The sequence below is a fragment of the Pandoraea pulmonicola genome, assembly GCF_000815105.2.
Classification (GTDB): Bacteria; Pseudomonadota; Gammaproteobacteria; order Burkholderiales; family Burkholderiaceae; genus Pandoraea; species Pandoraea pulmonicola.
Window position 1 is genome coordinate 4,627,358 of the sequence record NZ_CP010310.2, and the last position, 18,997, is coordinate 4,646,354.

Here is an 18,997-nt window from a genome sequence, read left to right on the forward strand (position 1 = left end):
GCGTACACTTTACTGATTTATAATATATGAATCGATAAATTTTTGCAGGAGCCGGACATGTCAGCCACGCCAGCCCACATCGAGGGATTTTTCGACACCGCCACCGCCACGGTGACGTATGTCGTGTTCGATGCGCCTGGCGGTCACGCGGCGATCATCGATCCGGTGCTCGACTACGACCCCAAGGCCGGGCGCACGCACACGGGCTCGGCCGAGCGCGTGCTCGACTTCCTGGCCGCGCAAAAGCTCACGGTCGAGTGGATCCTGGAGACGCATGCCCACGCGGATCACCTGTCGTCGGCACGGTGGCTCAAGGAACGCGTGGGCGGCCGCATCGCCATCGGTGCGCACATCCGCGACGTGCAGCACGTGTTCAAGAAGCTGTTCCATCTGGGCGCCGACGTGCCGCCCGACGGCTCGCAGTTCGATCATCTGTTCGAAGACGAAGAAACGTTCGCGATCGGCGCGCTGCAGGCGCAAGCGCTTTTCGTGCCGGGACACACGCCGGCGGACATGGCGTATCGCGTGGGCGATGCCGTCTTCGTCGGCGATACGCTCTTCATGCCCGACGTCGGCACCGCGCGCTGCGACTTCCCCGGCGGCGACGCCCACACGCTGTTCCGCTCGATTCGCCGACTGCTGGCCATGCCGGCCTCGACGCGTCTGTTCATGTGTCACGATTACCCGCCGGCCGGGCGCGCGCCGAAGTGGGAAACGACGGTGGGCGAGCAGCGTCGCGACAACGTTCACGTGCACGACGGCATCGATGAAAACGCGTTCGTCGCCATGCGCGAAGCGCGCGACCGCACGCTCGACATGCCGACGCTGATTCTGCCTGCCGTGCAGGTCAACATCCGGGCGGGCGACATGCCCGCGCCGGAAGCGAACGGCACGCGCTACCTCAAGATCCCGCTCAACGCGCTGTAAGCTGCGCGGCCAGCGCATCGCGCGCCTGTGTGACCCATTCGGGCTCGCCGCGGCGCGCGGGCAGCAGGTGGAATTCGGCCTCCGGCAGCGCGGGCAGGCGCCGCCCCGGCACGAGCGTCTCGATACGCGCGAGCGAAGGCCCCGCGGCCGACGCATTGAGGCACGCGACGCCGAGTCCGGCGTTCAACGCCAGTTGCAATCCCGCCACGCCGGACGCCACATGCGCAATCGTGTACGGCACGCGATGCGCGTCTAGCCACTGCGTTGTGAAACGATGCAGTGCGCAGGTATCCGGTAGCACGAGCAGCGGCAACGGTGCGCCTTCTTCCCGTACGAAATCCGTCGACGCCACCCAATCGAGCGGTTCACGCCCGAGGGTTCGCGTACCTGCAACGGTGTCGCGCCCGAGTCCCTTGCCGAGTACGCGCATCGACACGCCGATGTCGAACTCGCCGCCGTCGTAGCCCGACTCGATGACACCGCTCTTGAGAATCGTCACGTGGATACGCAGTGACGGGTACGCCACGCCCAGGTGTCGCAGCATGCGCGCGACTTCACCCGGACGGAAGTAATCGGTGATCGCCAGCCGCAGTTCGCCCGCGAGCGAGTAGCCACGCACGTCGTGCCATGCCTGCTCGGACTGCGCAAGCAACTGCCGCGCATGTCCGAGCAGGCGCTCGCCGGCCGGCGTCGTCGCCACGCCCTGCTTGCCGCGCGTGAACAGCGTGACGCCGATGCGCTCCTCGAGCTTGCGCATCTGCTCGCTGACGGAGGACTGCGACAGGAACACGCGAGGCGCCGCCGCGGACAGGCTGCCCGCCTCGGCCACCGCCACGAAGGTCCGCAACTGATCGAAGTCGAATCCGGGTGCCATGATTCCATCCATTGAAGAAATCGATGGATGGAATCGTAAATTCCCGCTTTTCCGATGTCAATCGACTCCCTAGACTGAAGCCGTCGTCTTCAACAACACCCCATGCCTCTTAACGTTCAGGAGTCGCACCATGCCGCACATCGTTCTCCAACTCTCGGGCACGCCCAACGACACCCTCACCCGCAACGCCGTACGCGCCGTGTCGCAACTCACCGTCGACACGCTGCACAAGGCCCCGGAAGTCATCGCCGTGACGGTCGACTACATCCCGCTCGATCGCTGGTTCATCGGCGGCTCGCCACTGTCGGAACAAGGCAAAAATGCCTTCCACCTCGATATCAGCGTGACTGACGAGACCAACACGAAAGGCGAGAAAGCCCAGTTCATCGCACAAGTCTTCGAAACGCTCTCGGAACTCCTCGGCAATGTCCACGAGTGCTCCTACATCCACGTGATCGATGCGCGCGGCGCCGCCTACGGCTACGGCGGGCGCACGCAGGAGTATCGGCATCAGCATGCGCATACGCCCAAGTGAGGGAGCGCTTCGCGTCCGGGCTCGTTTCTGGGCTCCGCGGCACACCACATCCCACTTCACCCTCCCTCGCCCTCCCCCACCTCCGGGCCGTGGAGATCGGGAGTACCCTGACTGCGCTCCACCTCAAAGTCGCTCCGTCAGGGCACCCCCGATCTCCACCCATTTATTGCCCCTATCCCCCTTCCCCCTTCCTGCTTCTCTCGTTTACGCAATCCCCTCGTTCCCTTCAATTCCGACCGGGTGACGGGTTCTCGGAATTGCCTGTTCATGCAAGTTTCCATGGAATGGAACGAAACACTTCCAACACTTTTTTACGACTATTCGTTTCACTATCCAGGCATTCACCTCATACGATGAAGATGTACCAGGACATCGCTTTCAAAGAGGTGAATATGAAAAAACCAACTCTGGCCATCGCGCTTCTCGCCGCCACACTCGGCGGCATTGCCACCGCACCAGCCCACGCTCAGGTCGACGTCTCGATCAGCATCGATGCACCACCCGCGCCGCGCTATGAACCCGTGCCACCGCCACGCGCCGGCTACCTCTGGGCGCCCGGCTTCTGGGACTGGGACGGTCATCGCCACGTATGGCGCAACGGTCACTGGGAACGCTCGCGCCCCGGCTACGCCTATCGCGCACCGGCCTGGCATCAGGGCCCGCACGGCTGGGAACTCAACCGCGGAGGCTGGGACCACGACGGCCCACGACCCGGTCGCCCCGACGACGATCGTGATCGCGATCACGGCCGCGGTCGCGGCCACGGCCACGGCTACGGTCATCGCGACTGACCGATGGGTCGTCACGCATGACCGTCTGACCGGCACAGGCGCCGGCGCTTATCAGCGCCGGCGTTTTGCTAAGGAAAATCGATTGGTTGGGCACGCCGCCCCGCGCCGTTATCGTAGAGACCCACTCGCTGCCACCCGCAGCCATGTCCCCCGCCGGCATCTGTCCAGGCTGTCCGCCGGCGCAATCGACCGATTGCGGGACGAGTGACGAATCTACGCAAAACGGAGCCCAACAGGCCATGCAAAAACACATTCGCACACCACGCGCCAGTCTCGCTGTTTCCGCCCTCGCGGCATCGCTCTTCTCTATCGCGGCACTCGTACCGCTCGCGGCCCACGCCGACAAGCTCGACGACATCAAGAAAGCCGGCGTGCTGCGCGTCGCCACGTTCGACAGCAACCCACCGTTCGGCTATGTCGACGCCAAGTCGCACAAGATCGTCGGGCTCGACGTCGACTACGCCAAGGCGCTCGCCGACAAGCTCGGCGTGAAGCTCGAACTCCAGCCGACCAACCCGGCCAACCGCATTCCGTTCCTCACCTCGAAGAAGGTCGACCTGGTGCTGGCGAACTTCACGATCACGGACGAGCGCGCCAAGCAGATCGATTTCAGCATTCCGTATTTCTCGTCGGGCCAGCAGTTCCTCGCGAAGAAGGGCACGCTGTCTTCGCCGGATCAACTGAACGCCCTGCGCATCGGCGCCGACAAGGGGACGACCAACGAAATCACGCTGCGCGAGAAATTCCCGAAGGCGACGATCGTGGCGTTCGACGACACACCGTTCGCCTTCGCAGCGCTGCGCACGGGCACGGTCCAGGCGATCACGCAAGACGGCCCGAAACTGGTCGGCCTGCTCGCCAACGTGCCCGACAAGCAGAACTACGAAATCCCCGCCTTCACGATTTCGAACGACTACATGGGCGTGGGCGTGCCGAAGGGCGAGGCGCGTCTGACGGCCTTCGTGAACGATACGCTGCGCGGGCTCGAGAAGGATGGCACCGCCGCGAACATCTACGACCGCTGGTTCGGCCCGAATACGGCCCAGCCGCTACCGCGCCTGTTCAAGATCGGCGACAAGGTCTGACGCCTGTCCGTCGGCCTGCCGGGACGCCTGGGGCACAAGCCTCATGCGCCCCGGCGTTTTGCATTGGAACCCCGGATCATGATGGACTGGCTCGCCCCGAAATACCTCGCGTGGCTGCTGCAGGGCTTCGGCGTCACGCTGGCGCTCGCCATGGCCGCGAGCGCCGCCGCCACGTGGCTCGGCTTCGGACTCGCCCTCGCACGCGACTCGCGCAGCGCCCCCTTTGCCCGGCCCGCCGCCGCGTTTGTCGCCGTCATGCGCAATACGCCACTGCTCGTGCAGTTGTTCTTCTGGTACTTCGGCGTGGCCGCGCTATTGCCGCCGGGCGTGGTGCAGTGGCTCTCGCAACCGCATGCGTGGCACCTGGTGCTGTTCGATATCCGTTGGCCGACGCTGGAGACGCTCGCGGGCTTCCTCGGTCTCACGCTCTACACCACGGCCTTCATCGGTGAAGAGATCCGCGCCGGTCTGCGCGGTGTGCCCCCCGGGCAGACGCACGCGGCCGCCGCGCTGGGCCTGGGCCGCTTCGCCGTCTTTCGTCACGTGGTGCTGCCGCAGGCCGTGCGCATTGCAATGCCGCCGCTGTTCGGTCAGTACATGAACGTGGTGAAGAACTCGTCGCTCACGATGGCGATCGGCCTCGCGGATCTCTCGTACGCGTCGCGCCAGGTCGAGACCGAAACGTTCAAGACGTTCCAGGCCTTCGGCATCGCCACGTTGCTCTACATCGGCGCGATCGCCGTGATCGAGGCCGTCAGCATGGCTACCACGCATCGGCACGCCGCCGCCCCATCTCGCTGAATTTCACGACCTCACCGACTTCACCGATCGCCGCTGCGTTGACCGTGGCCGTCGGCGAGCGAACTCCCGGACGCCCCCATGAACGCCTCCGCCGTACTCGACAACCTGCCCTATCTCCTGTGGGGGGACTTTCCCGACGGTCCGCTCGCCGGTGCCGCGCTCACACTCGTGCTCGCAAGCGTGAGCGCCGCGGCCTCCGGCGTGCTGGGTCTTGCCGGCGGCATCGCACTCGCCATGCTGGATGGCCCCGGGCGCTGGGTGCTGACGCTCGTCATCGGCTTCTTTCGCGCCATCCCCGTCCTGATGCTGATCTTCTGGACGTACTTCCTGCTGCCGATCCTCTTCGGCGTGAACGTGCCCGGTCTTGCCACCGTCGCCTGCGCTCTGGCGCTGATCGGCGGCGCATACCTTTCGCACACGGTCCATGCCGGCATTCGCGGCGTGGGCGTCGCGCAGTGGCAGGCCGGCATGTCGCTCGGTCTCACGCGAGCGCAAACGCTGCGCCACATCGTGCTGCCGCAGGCGCTGCGCATCATGACGCCATCCTTCATCAACCAGTGGGTGTCGCTGGTCAAGGACACGTCGCTTGCCTATATCGTCGGGGTGGCGGAGCTCTCCTTCGTCGCCACGCAAGTCAACAGCCGCCTGATGGTCTACCCGGCGGAAGTGTTCGCGTTCGTCGCGCTGATCTATTTCGTGATGTGCAGCGTGCTCGAGTGGCTGTGCACGAGACTGCTGGGCAAGCCGTTAAGGCCGCAGTCGCAGGCCCCGATGGCGCAAAAGACACAGTCCCGGGGAGGCTGGCGGCGCATCGTGGCAATGCGCATGCCGGGCACAGCGGGGCTGCAGAGGATCGCGGAACGTCATCAGGCGCGTCGCGCCGCGGGCGAACTCGCCGAGCGCGAACGGCGCTCGGACTTCAGTCACGATTGGCCTGGATGACGGTAAGCGCCGTCATGTTGACGATACGGCGCACGGTCGAGCTCGACGTCAACACGTTGACCGGCGCACCCACGCCCAGCAGGAACGGTCCCACGGCCACGTTGCTGCCGGCGCCCGTCTTGAGCAGGTTGTAGGCGATGTTGCCCGAGTCCACGTTCGGGCACACCAGCAGGTTGGCCGCCCCCTTCAGACGCGATTGCGGCAGGATGCGGCTGCGCAACGCTTCGTCGAGCGCGCAGTCGCCATGCATTTCGCCGTCGATCTCCAGCTCCGGCGCCTGCGCCGTCACCATCTCCAGCACGCGACGCATCTTCGTGCCCGACGCCGCACTGCCCGAGCCGAAGTTCGAGCGCGAGAGCAGCGCGACCTTCGGATTGAGGTTCAGCCACGACATCTGCCTGGCGGCGGCCAGCGTGAACTCGGCGATCTGTTCGGCTGTCGGGTCGTCGTTGACGTGGGTGTCGACCAGCGCCACGGTGCGCTTGTCGAGCAGCAGGATGTTCATCGCCGCATAGGTGTTCGCGCCCGGCTGCTTGCCGATCACTTCGTCGACGAAGCGCAGGTGGTCGTGATATGCGCCCACGGTGCCGCAGATCATGCCGTCGGCGTCGCCCAGGCGAACCATCATCGCGCCGATCAGCGTGAGACGGCGACGCATCTCCACGCGGGCCATCTCCTTGGTGATGCCGTCGCGGCAGCGCAGCTCCCAGTAGCTGGTCCAGTACTGGTGGAAGCGCTCGTCGTAGTACGGGTTGGTGACTTCGACGTCTTCGCCCAGACGCAGACGCAGACCGAATTTTTCGATGCGCGCGAGCAGCACCTCGGGGCGTCCCACGAGAATCGGACGGGCCAGCTTCTCGTCGACGATCACCTGCACCGCACGCAGCACACGCTCTTCCTCGCCCTCGGCGAACACGATGCGCGCGCGGCCACCGTCGCGCACGAGCTGCTTGGCCGCCGAGAAGATCGGCTTCATGAACGCGCCCGAGTGATACACGAACTGCTGCAACTGATCGGCGTAAGCGTCGAAATCGGCGATGGGGCGCGTGGCCACGCCGTCTTCCATCGCCGCACGCGCCACGGCCGGCGCGATGCGCACGATGAGACGCGAGTCGAACGGCTTGGGAATCAGGTATTCCGGCCCGAACGACAGGTCATAGGCGCCGTAGGCGGTCGCCACGGAATCGTTCGGTTCTTCCTGCGCCAGACCGGCGATCGCGTGCACCGCCGCGATTTCCATGTTGCGCGTGATCGTGGTCGCGCCCACGTCCAGCGCACCACGGAAGATGTACGGGAAGCACAGCACGTTGTTGACCTGATTGGGGAAATCCGAACGGCCAGTGGCGAGTACCACGTCGTCGCGCGCGGCACGGGCGTCCTCCGGGAAGATTTCCGGGGTCGGGTTGGCCAGCGCCAGGATCAGCGGACGGGCGGCCATGGTCTTCAGCATTTCCGGCTTGAGCACGCCGCCGGCCGACAGACCGAGGAACACGTCGGCGCCCTCGATGACTTCGGCGAGCGTGCGCTTGTCGGTCTTCTGGGCGAAGCGCGCCTTGTCCGGGTCCATGCTGACGGTGCGACCTTCGAACACCACGCCGTCGATGTCGGTCACCCACACGTTCTCGATCGGCAGCCCCAGGTCGAGCATCAGTTCCAGGCAGGCGAGCGCGGCGGCGCCGGCGCCCGAGGTCACCACCTTGACCTCGCGGATGTCCTTGCCCACGACCTTCAGACCGTTGATGAACGCGGCGCTCACGGTGATGGCGGTGCCGTGCTGGTCGTCGTGGAAGACGGGAATCCTCATCCGTTCGCGCAGCTTGCGCTCGACGGTGAAGCACTCGGGCGCCTTGATGTCTTCGAGGTTGATGCCGCCGAAGGTGGCTTCGAGGCTGGCAATGATGTCGACGAGCTTGTCGGGGTCGCTCTCGGTGATCTCGATGTCGAACACGTCGATCCCGGCGAACTTCTTGAAGAGGACGGCCTTGCCTTCCATGACGGGCTTGGAGGCGAGCGCGCCGATGTTGCCCAGGCCCAGCACGGCCGAGCCGTTGGTGATCACGCCGACGAGGTTGCCCCGGCCGGTGTACTTGAACGACGCCGCCGGATCGCCGGCGATTTCCTGGCACGGGATGGCCACGCCCGGGGTGTAGGCGAGCGCCAGATCGCGCTGCGTGACGAGCGGCTTGCTGGCCGTCACCGAAATCTTGCCCGGCGTCGGAAACTGGTGGTATTCCAGGGCGGCCTGGTGGTCGTTGTTGGTGCTCATGGCGTGTCGTCCTCGTTGAATGTCTCGGCTCCGGCATGCGCCGCGAGCCGTTCTCACGACGGTTCCCGCCCTGGCGCATCAGAGGTGAAGCCATTCTAGGCAGCCGCCAGCGGGGGGCGATTCTGAATTACTATGGGGGCATCATGTTTTTGTTATAAGCCCCGTGCACCGGGGGTTTCAGAGGATTGGGGACAGATGGGCGCGATGCCTTTCGATACGGGAGAAGTGGTCCGGCGGCTGACGTCCCGGCTCAAGATGCGTCATCTCGTGCTGTTGCTGCAGATCCAGCAGCACGGCTCGCTCACGCGGGTGGCCGAGCATATGGCAACGAGCCAGCCCGCCGTCACGAGCGCCCTGGCCGAGCTCGAGAGCATGCTCGGCGGCCCACTCTTCGACCGCACCCCGCGCGGCATGACGCCAACGCCGCTGGGCGAAGTCGTTCTCGCCCGCGCCCAGGCAATGGTGCACGACCTGGACCACCTCACGCGCGACATCGAGGCCGTGATGGCGGGGCACGCGGCGCGGCTGCACGTCGGCGTGATCCCCTACATCTCGGGCAAGATGCTCGCCGCCGCCATCCAGCAAACGCTCGCCCAGATCCCGCAGCGCCTGACCGTCACCCTGCACGAAGGGACCAGCGAGGCGCTCATGGCGCAGTTGCGCGATCACACGCTCGACGTCGTGATCGGACGCGCGGCCGCCAGCGTCGATCTCGCGCAGGTGCAGTTCGAAGTGCTTCATCACCAGATGCCGCGCGTGGTCGCCAGCCGGCGTCTGGCGGCGCGGCTCGGGCGCAGCGCCCCCGTGTGGTCGCAACTGGCCGAGCTCGACTGGGTGATGGGAGCGCCCCACACGCCGATGCGCGACCAGTTGTCCGATCTGTTCCTGCACGCGGGCGTGGTGCCGCCCGTGCCCATCGTGGAGAGCTTTTCGTCGCGGTTGACCGGCGAGCTGCTGGCCAGCAGCGAGCGGGCCGTGTCGTTGCTGCCGGCCGACATCGCCGAAGAACTCGTGCGCATTGCCGGCGTCGCCATCGTGCCGTGGTCGCTCACGTGGACGCTGCCGCCCGTGGCGATGTTCACGCGCCGAGAGAATCCCCGCGACATCCACCTCCGGTTCACGCAGGCGCTGCGCGCCCAGTATCAGATGATGACTGCCGGTACCGGCGCCTGAATTCGATTCGCGTCCGCGCGCCTCGGGAAGGTTCGGAAACGCCCTGGGCCGGCCAGGGAAAGGCGCCGAAAGGTCTTCTGACGTCAACACCGGCCAATTTCGCGAATTGAGCCCTTTTCGGCTCGTTTGCCCGGCGATTGCCGGGGCGCTTCGAGCGGTAAGGTGTCGTCCATGACCGATGCCGTCCCCGCCCCGATGTCCGCCGACACCCCGACCGCCGCTGCCGGCCCTGTGCCAGCGCCCGCCCTCGCCCCCGCCCCGTTTGCACGTTCGCCGCACCAGATATTCCTGTCTCCCGCGCTGCTGCCCACGCAAGTCGGCCCGGCGGGCCTGCGCTTCGACTTCAACGACGGCGCGCGCGTCGTCATCCCGGACTTCGGGCAGCCCCTGCCGTGGCGCGTACGCCTGAGCGACCTGCGCGACGACACCACGCTCGCCGACGTGTCGCTGTCCTCCGGCGTGGTGCGCAGTCCGGCAAAGTACTTCGTGCCGTATGGCATCACGATCTGGCTCAATGACGTGGTCGTCTTCGAGCACCGCTACGACGCCCGCGATCAGGACGTGCTCGTCCAGTTTCCGCTGGCTGCCCTCGGCGACGTGCTGGGCTGGCTGCCGTATGCGCTGCGCTTTGCCGACGTGCACGGCTGCCGCCTCGCCTGCGTGGTCACGCCGGCGGTGGCCGCGCTGTTCCGCGATGCCTATCCCGACGTGGACTTCGTGGCGCAGGAGAACGTGGAACGCCGCAAGTACTATGCAACGTACAACGTCGGCCTGTTCTTCGACGACAAGGCGCTCGTCGAGCAACCGCGCGACTTTCGCGAGACCGGACTGCATCGCACGGCGGCGCACATTCTGGGTGTGGACGATGCCGAGGCACCGGCGAGGACCGCGCTGCCGGACGTGTCCCGGCCGATGACCGAGCCCTATGTGTGCATCGCGGTGCAGAGCACGGCACAGTGCAAGTACTGGAACCACCCGGGCGGCTGGCAAGCCGTCGTGGCCGGCTTGCGCGAACGCGGCCTGCAGGTGGTGTGCATCGATCGGGAAGCGCGCGACGGCAAGGGCGACTTCTGGCAGTCGATCCCCGAAGGGGCGATCGACGCGACGGGCGATCTGCCGCTCACCGAGCGCGCCCGTTGGCTGATGCACGCGAGCGCCTTCGTCGGCCTGTCGAGCGGCCTGTCGTGGCTGGCGTGGACCATGGGCACGCCCACGGTGCTGATTTCGGGCTTCACGCTGCCGCACAATGAATTCTCGACGCCGTACCGCGTGATCGCCGAAGACGTTTGCACCGGCTGCTGGCACGATCCGGCGCTACGCTACAACCACGACGACTTTCACTGGTGTCCGCGTCACAAGGGCACACCGCGTGCGTTCGAATGCACGCGCGCCATTCACCCCACGCAAGTGCTGGCAGCCTTCGACCGGATACCGGGCACGCGCTAGGACGCCGCCAGGCCGACATGGCGGCCATCGCACCCGCGTCACATTGCGCCTAAACTACGCGCTGGTCCCCCTGCCATCGACGCCCATGGCCCTTCGTGAACGCCGTAGCCGCTCCGCCGAGCCCGCCAGCGCCGGGCCACTCGAAGATCCCGCCTTGCTGCGCCGCCTGCTGCGGGCCAAGGACCGCATGGACGCGGCGTCGCACGAGGCATGGCCCGTCAAACGACTGGCCGCGCTCAGCGGCACGTCCGAAGCGCATTTCGCCCGCTCGTTCAAGCGCGCCTTCGGCCTGCCGCCGCATCGCTACCTGCTGACGCGCCGGATCGAGCAGGCCTGCACGCTGTTGCGCGACACGGACCTCGGCGTCACCGACATCGCCTTCGCCACGGGATGGGAGAGCGTGGGGACGTTCGGACGCATCTTCCGCGACATCACCGGACAGAGCCCCAGCACGTTTCGCGTACAGGCGCGCGGCAACGACGCCCAACTGGCGCGCGTGCCGGCCTGTGTCCTGAAAGCGGCCCAGCGCCCCGACCTCAACATCGCAGTTTTGGAGAAGCGCCGCCGCGTGGCCGCGGGTACAGTCCCGCCATCAACCCAGGAGGACTTATGAATCAAGGTATCGGTGTGGTGGGCCTGTACGTCGACGATCAGGACGAAGCGCTGACGTTCTACGTCGACAAGCTCGGTTTTCGCGTCCATACGGACGTGCGGAATGGCCCCTATCGCTGGCTGACGGTGCAGCATCCGGATCAGCCGTCGTTCCAGCTCGGACTGTTCAAGCCCGGCGCGCCCATTCACGACGACGCCACCGCCCAGACGCTGCGGGCGATGGTCGCCAAGGGCGCAATGCCGCCGCTCGTCCTGCATGTCGAGGATTGCCGCGCCGAATACGCCAGACTCAAGGCCAACGGGGTCGAGTTCACGCAGGAACCGGTCGAGCGCTACGGCAACGTCGATACCGGGTTCCGCGACCCGGCCGGTAACGGCTGGAAGATGATTCAGATGGCGAAGTAATCGGGCGGCGTGCGCGGTCCGTCACGCGCGGCTCAGCCGACGTTCGTCCCACGCATGGCCGCGCCCCACGCCGAACACCTCGCCGAACTCTCGTGCAGGCATCGGTTTCCCGAACAGATACCCCTGCCCTTCGTCGCAGCCGAGCTTGCGCAGACGATCGTGCTGCTGGACCGTCTCCACGCCTTCGGCGATGGCGCCCAGTCCGAAGCCACGCGCCATGTCCACGAGCGCGCGCACGACGGCGGCGTCGGCCTCCGATTCGATCATCGATTGCACGAACGAACGGTCGATCTTGATGCGGGTGAGCGGATAGCGCCTCAACTGACTGATCGAGGCATACCCCGTGCCGAAGTCATCGAACGCGACGCCCACGCCCAGTTCGCGCAAACGTTGCAGCGTCGTGAGCACGACGTCGTCGTCGAGCGCGATGTTCTCGGTCACTTCCAGTTCGAGCGCCTGCGGTGGCAGGCCATGCCGGTTCAGCACGTGGCGTACTTCATCGACAAGGTTGCCGACGCGGAACTGCAGCGGGGACAGGTTGACGCCCATCTGGAAGTCGGGCGCGCCGTTGCGGCGCCAGAACGCCGCCTGCGCACACGCCTCGTCGAGCACCCAGAGACCGACGGTCGCGGCGAGCGGCCCGCGCTCCAGCGCCGGCAGGAACGCCGCCGGCGAGAGCAAGCCACGCTGTGGATGACGCCAGCGGATCAGCGCCTCGGCGCCGGTCAGCGAGCCGTCCTCGAGGTCGACCTGCGGCTGATAGAACAACACGAATTCACCGTCGTTGACCGCACGGTGCAGTTCGATGTTGTAGACGCGACGCTCGACCGCCTCCACGCGCAGGGCATCGACGAAGACGAACGCCTGCCCCGATCCGTGGCGCTTGGCCCGCGACAACGCGAGGTCGGCGTCGCTGATGAGGCTCAGGGCTTCCTGCGCGCCTTGCGGCGTGAGCGCGATACCGCAGCACGCCGTCACGCGCACGTCGACGCCGCCGATGGCCATCGGCTCCGCGACCGCGGACGCCGCGGCTTCCGCGAAAAAACGCGCTTCGGTGGCGTTGGTCACACCTCGCAGGAGGACCGCGAACTCGTCCGCGCCGACGCGCGCCACCGAGTCGCCGGGACTCGCCAGAGCGGTGAGGCGTCGAGCGACTTCGCACAGGATGCCGTCGCCCACGCGCTGACCGAGCATGTCGTTGGTGTCCTTGAAACCGTCCAGATCGAGGATCACAACGGCCGCGCCGTCCGGACCGAGCGCGGCCACCTCCGTGTCCCGATAGAAACTCGCGCGATTGGCGACACCGGTGAGGATGTCCGTGCCGCCCGCCTGCACGCCGGCTTCCCGCGCCTCGCGAGCGGCGCCCAGATCGCAGACATGCGCGTTTAAGGTCGGCACCCCGTTTTCGCGCCAGCAGAAAAGCGATACGCCCATCGGGAATTCCGTGCCGTCCTTGCGCACGCCGTACAGACCGGAGGGCATCGTCATGCCATCCACCGTACCCGCGCTCACCGCGCGCCCGAAGTGGTCGTACAGTGCCGCCCGGCCACGCTCGGCAATGAGTTCGAAAACCAGACGGCCGACGCCTTCGGCAACCTCGTAGCCATAGAGCCTCGCCGCCGCGAGGTTCCAGTCGAGGATCTCGCCCGAGGCGGTGAAACGAATCATCGCGGTCGGCGATTGCCGCTCCGGCTCGGCGAACGTGTGTCGCTCGCGCTCGACGAACAGTTCGACGCGACGCAACTCCAGCCGGTCGGACGCCATCTTCGCGAGCTCACGCAGGCGCGCACGGTCGATGCTGGAGAAGGTGTAATTGGGCTTTCTGTCGATGATGCACAGCGCACCGAGCGCGTGCCCATCCGGCGACGTGAGTGGCACGCCCGCGTAGAAACGCACCTTCGCGTCGCCGGTGACAAGCGGGTTGTCGTGGAAACGCTCGTCGGTTCGCGCGTCGGGCACGACCATCACGCCATCCTGAGAAATCGCGTGCGCACAGAACGACACATCGCGACTCATGTCGACACCGCCGCCAGTGAATCCCGTGGCGGCAGCAAAGAAGACGTGATCGTTGCCGACCATGTTCACGGCCGCCACAGGTACGTCGAACATGGTCGCGGCAATCTGCACGACGGCGTCGAGACTCGGCAGCGCACGGTCACTTCCCAGACCGTATTGAGCCAGCGCGGCCAGTCTCTCGGTTTCCATCGACAATACAGGGGGACACTTCATTGACAGTCTCCTCGCCTGAAAGCGGTTCATCGAAAAACACCGGCGCTCCTGGTGCGGGTCCTGAAACGAAAACGCTCATCTTCTCGCTTATCGTCTTTAAACACGCATGCGCTCGCCGAGCATCGGGAGACGTGATTCTCTTTAATTTCTTCCCGTTGAAATACGGCGAATAGATGTCCGATGAAATTAATTATAAGGGGAAGTCAATTTCTTCCGTTATCCAGAATAACCAGTCCCGCGAATCCTTTTTCGTAATGGGATTCCGCCAGTTTACTCTGTCTTTTTTGGGTGCGAATTTGGCTCCCCCCTTGCCACGCAAGGCAATTGAGGGCATCACCACGCCCCGGCCACATAGTTTTCGCTTCAAACTTCCGTTTAATATTTTTTAAGCGGCGCGGATGTCCGCCGGGGAAGCGACCGAACGGCTCGTGATGAAAGGACGCTCAGTCCGGCCGGCGGCGAAACGCCCACCATCCGGCCGCCGCGGTGCCGGTCGCGACGATCGCCACCAGCACCCAGAAGCCGTGAGGATGATCGGCCAGCGGGATGCCGCCGACGTTCATGCCGAAGAAGCCCGCCACGATATTGATGGGCAACGCGAGGACGGTGACGACCGTCAGCGTGTAAATCGTGCGGTCCGTGCGTTCGCTGACCATCGCGGCGATCTCTTCCTGCAGCAGTTTGATGCGTTCGAGCAGCGCCGACAGGTCGTTGAGCACCACCGCAAACTCTTCCGTCGCCTGGCGGAATTCCTGCACGTCATCCGCATGGCCCCATACCGGCGGCCGGCTCAGCAGCCGGAAAAGCGCGGCGGGTTCCGGTGCGAGCAGACGCTGCAGGCGCACCAGCACCCGCCGCAGCGAGCCCAGATCCGCGCGATTGCTCTCGATGCGTTGCTGCAACAGCCGATCCTCGACCGTATCGACGCGGCGGCTCGTCTCGCGCACGATGCGCTCGAGCACGTCGGCCTGATCGCGCAGCAGATGCACGAGCAATGCCAGGGGGGAACGGAACGCGTCGCCCCGCTTGACCGACGCGCGCAGCTTGTCGATGGAGCGCAGCGGCTTCACGCGCCCGGTCACCAGCAACCGGGCGTTGGCGGCCACGCGAAGCGTCGAGATCTCGGACTGCGCGATGTCGAACGCGAAAATCACGTCGTTGATGACCGCGAGCAGCCAGTCGTCGGAATGTTCGATGCGGGTGGAACGCGAACCTTCGCCGAGGCTCTCGTAAAACTCTTCGGGCAGCGAGAGATGCTGTTGCAGCCATTTCTCGCACGCCGCGTGCGCGAAATTGAAATGCAGCCAAAGGAAGCCCTCGGCCCGTTCTCCGCGCGCCAGCCAGGCGAGCGCATCGCCCGAGTCGATCGGCTCGGGCGGCGTGCCCTCGGTGAAGCGATAGCCATAGATCAGGCCTGCCTGATCGCAGCCGTAAGCGTTGTGAATCAGGTCAGCGAACATGCGCGCGGCGTCTTGGCGAACGTGGGGAGATGGCGAAAACCGCCTGCAACACGGCGATGAGACTTGCCATCATGACAATGTCATATTTCGCTTTTGTGACAAGCGAGAGCCCCCCACCGCTGCCGCCCCGCCGCCTGTGACGCCCGCCCGGCGAGGCCTCGGCGGAAACGGCGCCGCGCGGCCCCCCCAACGCCATGCTGCCGTCACAAAAACGTCGCATACTCGAAGTTCATCACCGGGCGAGTGCTGTCGTCGCCCGCCGCCGCCCGTGCCACAGGGCGCCCATTGTGTTTTCTGGCCGCAAGAGATCGTCGCCATGACCAAATTCGACTCCGATGCCGACCACGACGCCTCGCTCGCGCGTCGCCTGCAGGATGAACTCGTCGACAGCTACGACGAGGAAATCGAGATGGAGATCGACGATCTCCGTCTGCCCGGCTTGAACGACCTGACCGAAAGCGCGCGCAACGACCGTCTGCACTACTTCCGCGAGTTGTTCCGTCTGCAAGGCGAGCTCGTCAAGCTGCAGGACTGGGTGATCCGCAGCCGCCACCGGATCGTGGTGATCTTCGAAGGCCGCGACGCCGCCGGCAAGGGCGGCGCGATCAAGCGCATCACGCAGCGCCTGAACCCGCGCGTATGCCGCGTCGCCGCACTGCCCGCGCCCAACGATCGCGAGCGCACGCAGTGGTACTTCCAGCGCTACGTCCAGCATCTGCCCGCCGCCGGCGAGATGGTGCTGTTCGATCGCAGCTGGTACAACCGCGCCGGCGTGGAGCATGTGATGGGCTTCTGCACCGACGACGAGTACGAGGAGTTCTTCCGCTCGGTGCCCGAGTTCGAAAAGATGCTCGTGCGCAGCGGCATCCAGATCGTCAAGTACTGGTTCTCGATTTCGGACGAGGAGCAGGAGGCGCGCTTTCTCGCGCGGATTCAGGATCCGCTCAAGCAATGGAAGCTGAGCCCGATGGATCTGGAGAGCCGGCGCCGGTGGGAGAGCTATACGCGCGCGAAGGAAGTGATGCTCGAGCGCACGCACATTCCGGAAGCGCCATGGTGGGTCGTACAGGCCGACGACAAGAAGCGCGCGCGCCTGAACTGCATCCACCATCTGCTCGCGCAGGTGCCGTATCACGACGTGGAGCGCGCGCCGGTGCTGTTGCCCGAGCGCGCCCGCAGCGAAGACTACATGCGGCAACCCGTGCCCGACACGATGATCGTGCCGGAAATCTACTGAACGTCATGGCGCGGGACATCCGGGGCTTCGTCAGCGCCCCGGATGTGCGCGATGTGTGCGTCGCCGGCCTGCGCGGCGGCTGCGACGGGCAAGCGCAACACCACGCGCAATCCGCCCGGTGGCGAGCGGTCGAGACGAACCTCGCCGCCCAACCCTTCCACCAGACGCGCCACCAGCGACAGACCGAGGCCGCAATGGCCCTCGCCGCCACGCGACGCGTCGAGCCGCACGAACGGCCGCATCGCCAGCGCCATCCGGTCCTCCGGAATGCCCGCGCCGCAATCGCTGACTTCGATGCATCCCATGTCCGCCTCTCGCCACGTCGCCAGACGCACCGGCGGCTCGCCATGCTCCAGCGCGTTGTCCACGAGGTTCGACATCACGCGATCGAGCAGCGCGCGCGGCAGCATGAAGCCGGCGCCCGCGCGCAGATCGCAGACGAAGAGCGGTGCATCGTCGCCCGCAGCCGTGTCGTCGGCCGGAAACTGCTTCTGCAAAAAGGCGTCGACGCTCACGAGCGGGCTCCTGTCGTTCTCGTCGCGCGCGTACGCGAGGAACTGCTGCACGATGTGATCGATGGAAGCGATATCGCGCGCAAAGCCATCGCGTGAAACGTCGTTCCCGATCAGATCCGCACGCAGGCGCAGGCGCGTAAGCGGCGACTTCAGATCGTGTGCGATGCCGGCCAGCATGATCGCCTGATTATCCTCGGCTTCCGCGAGCCGCTTGGCCATCTCGTTGAAAGCGTGCGCCAGATCGCGCAGCTCGTGCGGCCCCTGCTCGGGCAGCAGCGCCGGGCGGCGGCCCCGTGCGATCACTCGCGCCGCCTGGGCCACACGCGCAATCGGCCGCTGCATCTGCCACGCGACGAGCAGGGCGAGGAGCACCGCGCCGAGCAGAATACCGACGGTCTCCCGCACGAACGGCGGCATCGGCGGCAGATCCAGTCCGATCACGATCCACTGGTCGTGCTGCGGCAGCAGGACCCACAAGCTGGCGCGCTTGCCGTTCTCGCGCAGATGCAGTTGCGTGCCCGGCGGCAGGCGGGAGAGCAGTTCGTTGCGCAGCCGCTCACCGCGCGCATCGTCGAGTGGGTCCGCGAACTTCGGCGCCTCGGCCAGCGGCACGCGGCGCAAACCATGGCGCGGCGCGAGACTGCCCGGAACGACCGCGCGCTGATCCACGCTCTGAATGGCGACGAGCAGGCCGCGGGCGAAACCGTCGACCTGCTGGCGCGGACGCTGATAGAGCACCAGCGCGCTCCACACGAGATGCATGACGAGCAGAACGGCAATGCCCAGCCCGGCCATGCGCGCGAACAGCGAGTCGCGCAGCAGCCAACGCAGATTCACGCGGTCGACTCCCGCCAGCCGCGCACCGCCCGCTTGCCGGCCGCAGCCGCCGGTGCGAGCGACATGCCGTCGTCGCTATCGTCGCCGTCCGAACCGATGCCGCCGATGGCGCCGGACGGCTCCCGCGCGTCGGACGTTGCGTCCTCGGACAGTTCGCCCCCCGGCACGAAGACGTATCCCTTGCCGCGGATCGTCTGGATATAGCGCGGCTCGGACGGATCGACTTCGATGAGGCGTCGCAGGCGCCACACCGGCACGTCGAGACTGCGGTCACGAAAAGTGATGCCGTCGCCGTACAGCATGGCGTGCAGCTTCACGCGCGGCAGCACCTGCATCGGGTGCTGGGTGAATGCCTTGAGCATCGCGAACTCCGTGTCGCGCAGCGGCAGACGCTCGCCTTCGCGTTGCAGCGTGCGCAGCGAGTAGTCGAGCTCGAACGGACCGAAGCGATACGGCGCCCGGGCGTCCGGCGCGCTCGCCGCCACCGGGCCACGACGGCGCAGCACGGCGTGAATGCGTGCGAGCAATTCGCGCGTGTCGAACGGCTTGGCGAGATAGTCGTCGGCGCCCAGTTCCAGCCCCAGCGCCCGGTCGAGCGGGCCGCCGCGCGCGGAAAGCATGATCACCGGGATATCCTCGCCGGCGGCACGCAGGTCCTGCAGCGCCCGCAGCCCGTCGCGCTCGGGCATCATGATGTCGAGCAGAATCACCGACGGCCGCTCGAGTTCGAGCCGGCGCAGCAGCGACGCCCCGTTGTGCAGCACCGAAACCTGCATGCCGTTGGCATGCAGCACTTCGCGCAGCAGGTCGCGCACGACAGGATCGTCGTCGACCAGAAGAACATGCAGACTCATGAAACGCT

Annotated in this window: 17 protein-coding genes; 11 read left to right on the forward strand and 6 right to left on the reverse strand. The window is 66.1% G+C overall.

Annotated features, from left to right (window positions below):
* The first annotated feature begins 57 nt into the window (after nucleotides 1-57).
* Nucleotides 58-927 carry an MBL fold metallo-hydrolase gene (locus tag RO07_RS19715; RefSeq protein WP_039405080.1) on the forward strand — a complete coding sequence of 290 codons (870 nt, stop codon included), beginning with the start codon at nucleotides 58-60 and terminating at the stop codon, nucleotides 925-927.
* Here the strand turns inward: RO07_RS19715 and RO07_RS19720 are convergent.
* Nucleotides 914-1,801, reverse strand: a complete 888-nt coding sequence (locus RO07_RS19720; protein WP_039412959.1) for a LysR family transcriptional regulator — start codon at nucleotides 1,799-1,801, stop codon at nucleotides 914-916. The two genes, RO07_RS19715 and RO07_RS19720, sit on opposite strands and share 14 nt — an antisense overlap.
* Nucleotides 1,802-1,931: 130 nt before the next feature.
* On the opposite strand from RO07_RS19720, the gene RO07_RS19725 reads away from it, so the two are divergent.
* From RO07_RS19725 to RO07_RS19745, 5 genes are all read left to right on the forward strand, one after another.
* Nucleotides 1,932-2,336 carry a tautomerase family protein gene (locus tag RO07_RS19725; protein ID WP_039405081.1) on the forward strand — a complete coding sequence of 135 codons (405 nt, stop codon included), beginning with the start codon at nucleotides 1,932-1,934 and terminating at the stop codon, nucleotides 2,334-2,336.
* Between the two features lie 392 nt (nucleotides 2,337-2,728).
* A complete protein-coding gene (locus RO07_RS19730) occupies nucleotides 2,729-3,127 on the forward strand; it encodes a YXWGXW repeat-containing protein (RefSeq protein WP_039412962.1) in 399 nt (132 codons plus the stop codon).
* 239 nt (nucleotides 3,128-3,366) lie between these two features.
* Nucleotides 3,367-4,212, forward strand: coding sequence for an ABC transporter substrate-binding protein (locus RO07_RS19735; protein ID WP_039405083.1), 846 nt, complete (start codon nucleotides 3,367-3,369; stop codon nucleotides 4,210-4,212).
* 78 nt (nucleotides 4,213-4,290) lie between these two features.
* Complete coding sequence (locus RO07_RS19740) at nucleotides 4,291-5,013, forward strand: amino acid ABC transporter permease (protein ID WP_039405085.1); 723 nt, start codon at nucleotides 4,291-4,293, stop codon at nucleotides 5,011-5,013.
* A gap of 78 nt (nucleotides 5,014-5,091) precedes the next feature.
* Nucleotides 5,092-5,955 carry an amino acid ABC transporter permease gene (locus tag RO07_RS19745; protein WP_084072718.1) on the forward strand — a complete coding sequence of 288 codons (864 nt, stop codon included), beginning with the start codon at nucleotides 5,092-5,094 and terminating at the stop codon, nucleotides 5,953-5,955.
* Here RO07_RS19745 and RO07_RS19750 read toward each other — a convergent pair.
* Nucleotides 5,933-8,221 carry an NADP-dependent malic enzyme gene (locus tag RO07_RS19750; RefSeq protein ID WP_039405086.1) on the reverse strand — a complete coding sequence of 763 codons (2,289 nt, stop codon included), beginning with the start codon at nucleotides 8,219-8,221 and terminating at the stop codon, nucleotides 5,933-5,935. The genes RO07_RS19745 and RO07_RS19750 overlap by 23 nt on opposite strands.
* Before the next feature lie 204 nt (nucleotides 8,222-8,425).
* Between RO07_RS19750 and RO07_RS19755 the strand changes: the two genes are divergently transcribed.
* The 4 genes from RO07_RS19755 to RO07_RS19770 all read left to right on the forward strand — a co-directional run bounded on the left by RO07_RS19755 (nucleotide 8,426) and on the right by RO07_RS19770 (nucleotide 11,857).
* The gene (locus RO07_RS19755; protein WP_039412968.1) at nucleotides 8,426-9,394 is read left to right on the forward strand and encodes a LysR family transcriptional regulator; all 969 of its coding nucleotides are present in this window, start codon (nucleotides 8,426-8,428) and stop codon (nucleotides 9,392-9,394) included.
* A gap of 171 nt (nucleotides 9,395-9,565) precedes the next feature.
* Nucleotides 9,566-10,840 (forward strand): autotransporter strand-loop-strand O-heptosyltransferase, encoded by a 1,275-nt coding sequence (locus tag RO07_RS19760; RefSeq protein WP_039405087.1) that lies wholly within the window; start codon nucleotides 9,566-9,568, stop codon nucleotides 10,838-10,840.
* Nucleotides 10,841-10,925: 85 nt separating this feature from the next.
* Nucleotides 10,926-11,453 (forward strand): helix-turn-helix transcriptional regulator, encoded by a 528-nt coding sequence (locus tag RO07_RS19765; RefSeq protein ID WP_039405090.1) that lies wholly within the window; start codon nucleotides 10,926-10,928, stop codon nucleotides 11,451-11,453.
* Nucleotides 11,450-11,857, forward strand: coding sequence for a VOC family protein (locus RO07_RS19770; RefSeq protein ID WP_039405092.1), 408 nt, complete (start codon nucleotides 11,450-11,452; stop codon nucleotides 11,855-11,857). The genes RO07_RS19765 and RO07_RS19770 overlap by 4 nt, the downstream gene beginning before the upstream one ends.
* A 21-nt stretch (nucleotides 11,858-11,878) precedes the next feature.
* Here RO07_RS19770 and RO07_RS19775 read toward each other — a convergent pair whose 3' ends face one another.
* Entirely contained in the window at nucleotides 11,879-14,086 is a 2,208-nt protein-coding gene (locus RO07_RS19775) for a putative bifunctional diguanylate cyclase/phosphodiesterase (protein WP_052266742.1), read from the reverse strand.
* A 443-nt stretch (nucleotides 14,087-14,529) separates the two neighbouring features.
* The gene (locus tag RO07_RS19780; protein ID WP_039405094.1) at nucleotides 14,530-15,546 is read right to left on the reverse strand and encodes a transporter; all 1,017 of its coding nucleotides are present in this window, start codon (nucleotides 15,544-15,546) and stop codon (nucleotides 14,530-14,532) included.
* Between the two features lie 316 nt (nucleotides 15,547-15,862).
* Here RO07_RS19780 and ppk2 point away from each other — a divergent pair, with 316 nt between their 5' ends.
* Nucleotides 15,863-16,783, forward strand: coding sequence for a polyphosphate kinase 2 (gene ppk2 / locus RO07_RS19785; protein WP_039405096.1), 921 nt, complete (start codon nucleotides 15,863-15,865; stop codon nucleotides 16,781-16,783).
* On the opposite strand, the gene RO07_RS19790 is transcribed toward ppk2, so the two are convergent.
* Entirely contained in the window at nucleotides 16,777-18,135 is a 1,359-nt protein-coding gene (locus tag RO07_RS19790) for an ATP-binding protein (RefSeq protein WP_052266743.1), read from the reverse strand. The genes ppk2 and RO07_RS19790 overlap by 7 nt on opposite strands.
* Entirely contained in the window at nucleotides 18,132-18,989 is an 858-nt protein-coding gene (locus RO07_RS19795) for a response regulator (RefSeq protein WP_084072719.1), read from the reverse strand. Before RO07_RS19795 ends, RO07_RS19790 begins: the two co-directional genes overlap by 4 nt.
* Nucleotides 18,990-18,997: the final 8 nt, after the last annotated feature.

What these genes read in the sequence shown, in the direction of transcription:
- RO07_RS19715 (WP_039405080.1), top strand. Translation starts at nt 58, where the DNA reads ATGTCAGCCACGCCAGCCCACATCGAGGGATTTTTCGACACCGCCACC.
- RO07_RS19720 (WP_039412959.1), bottom strand. Translation starts at nt 1,801, where the DNA reads ATGGCACCCGGATTCGACTTCGATCAGTTGCGGACCTTCGTGGCGGTG.
- RO07_RS19725 (WP_039405081.1), top strand. Translation starts at nt 1,932, where the DNA reads ATGCCGCACATCGTTCTCCAACTCTCGGGCACGCCCAACGACACCCTC.
- RO07_RS19730 (WP_039412962.1), top strand. Translation starts at nt 2,729, where the DNA reads ATGAAAAAACCAACTCTGGCCATCGCGCTTCTCGCCGCCACACTCGGC.
- RO07_RS19735 (WP_039405083.1), top strand. Translation starts at nt 3,367, where the DNA reads ATGCAAAAACACATTCGCACACCACGCGCCAGTCTCGCTGTTTCCGCC.
- RO07_RS19740 (WP_039405085.1), top strand. Translation starts at nt 4,291, where the DNA reads ATGATGGACTGGCTCGCCCCGAAATACCTCGCGTGGCTGCTGCAGGGC.
- RO07_RS19745 (WP_084072718.1), top strand. Translation starts at nt 5,092, where the DNA reads ATGAACGCCTCCGCCGTACTCGACAACCTGCCCTATCTCCTGTGGGGG.
- RO07_RS19750 (WP_039405086.1), bottom strand. Translation starts at nt 8,221, where the DNA reads ATGAGCACCAACAACGACCACCAGGCCGCCCTGGAATACCACCAGTTT.
- RO07_RS19755 (WP_039412968.1), top strand. Translation starts at nt 8,426, where the DNA reads ATGCCTTTCGATACGGGAGAAGTGGTCCGGCGGCTGACGTCCCGGCTC.
- RO07_RS19760 (WP_039405087.1), top strand. Translation starts at nt 9,566, where the DNA reads ATGACCGATGCCGTCCCCGCCCCGATGTCCGCCGACACCCCGACCGCC.
- RO07_RS19765 (WP_039405090.1), top strand. Translation starts at nt 10,926, where the DNA reads ATGGCCCTTCGTGAACGCCGTAGCCGCTCCGCCGAGCCCGCCAGCGCC.
- RO07_RS19770 (WP_039405092.1), top strand. Translation starts at nt 11,450, where the DNA reads ATGAATCAAGGTATCGGTGTGGTGGGCCTGTACGTCGACGATCAGGAC.
- RO07_RS19775 (WP_052266742.1), bottom strand. Translation starts at nt 14,086, where the DNA reads ATGAAGTGTCCCCCTGTATTGTCGATGGAAACCGAGAGACTGGCCGCG.
- RO07_RS19780 (WP_039405094.1), bottom strand. Translation starts at nt 15,546, where the DNA reads ATGTTCGCTGACCTGATTCACAACGCTTACGGCTGCGATCAGGCAGGC.
- ppk2 (WP_039405096.1), top strand. Translation starts at nt 15,863, where the DNA reads ATGACCAAATTCGACTCCGATGCCGACCACGACGCCTCGCTCGCGCGT.
- RO07_RS19795 (WP_084072719.1), bottom strand. Translation starts at nt 18,989, where the DNA reads ATGAGTCTGCATGTTCTTCTGGTCGACGACGATCCTGTCGTGCGCGAC.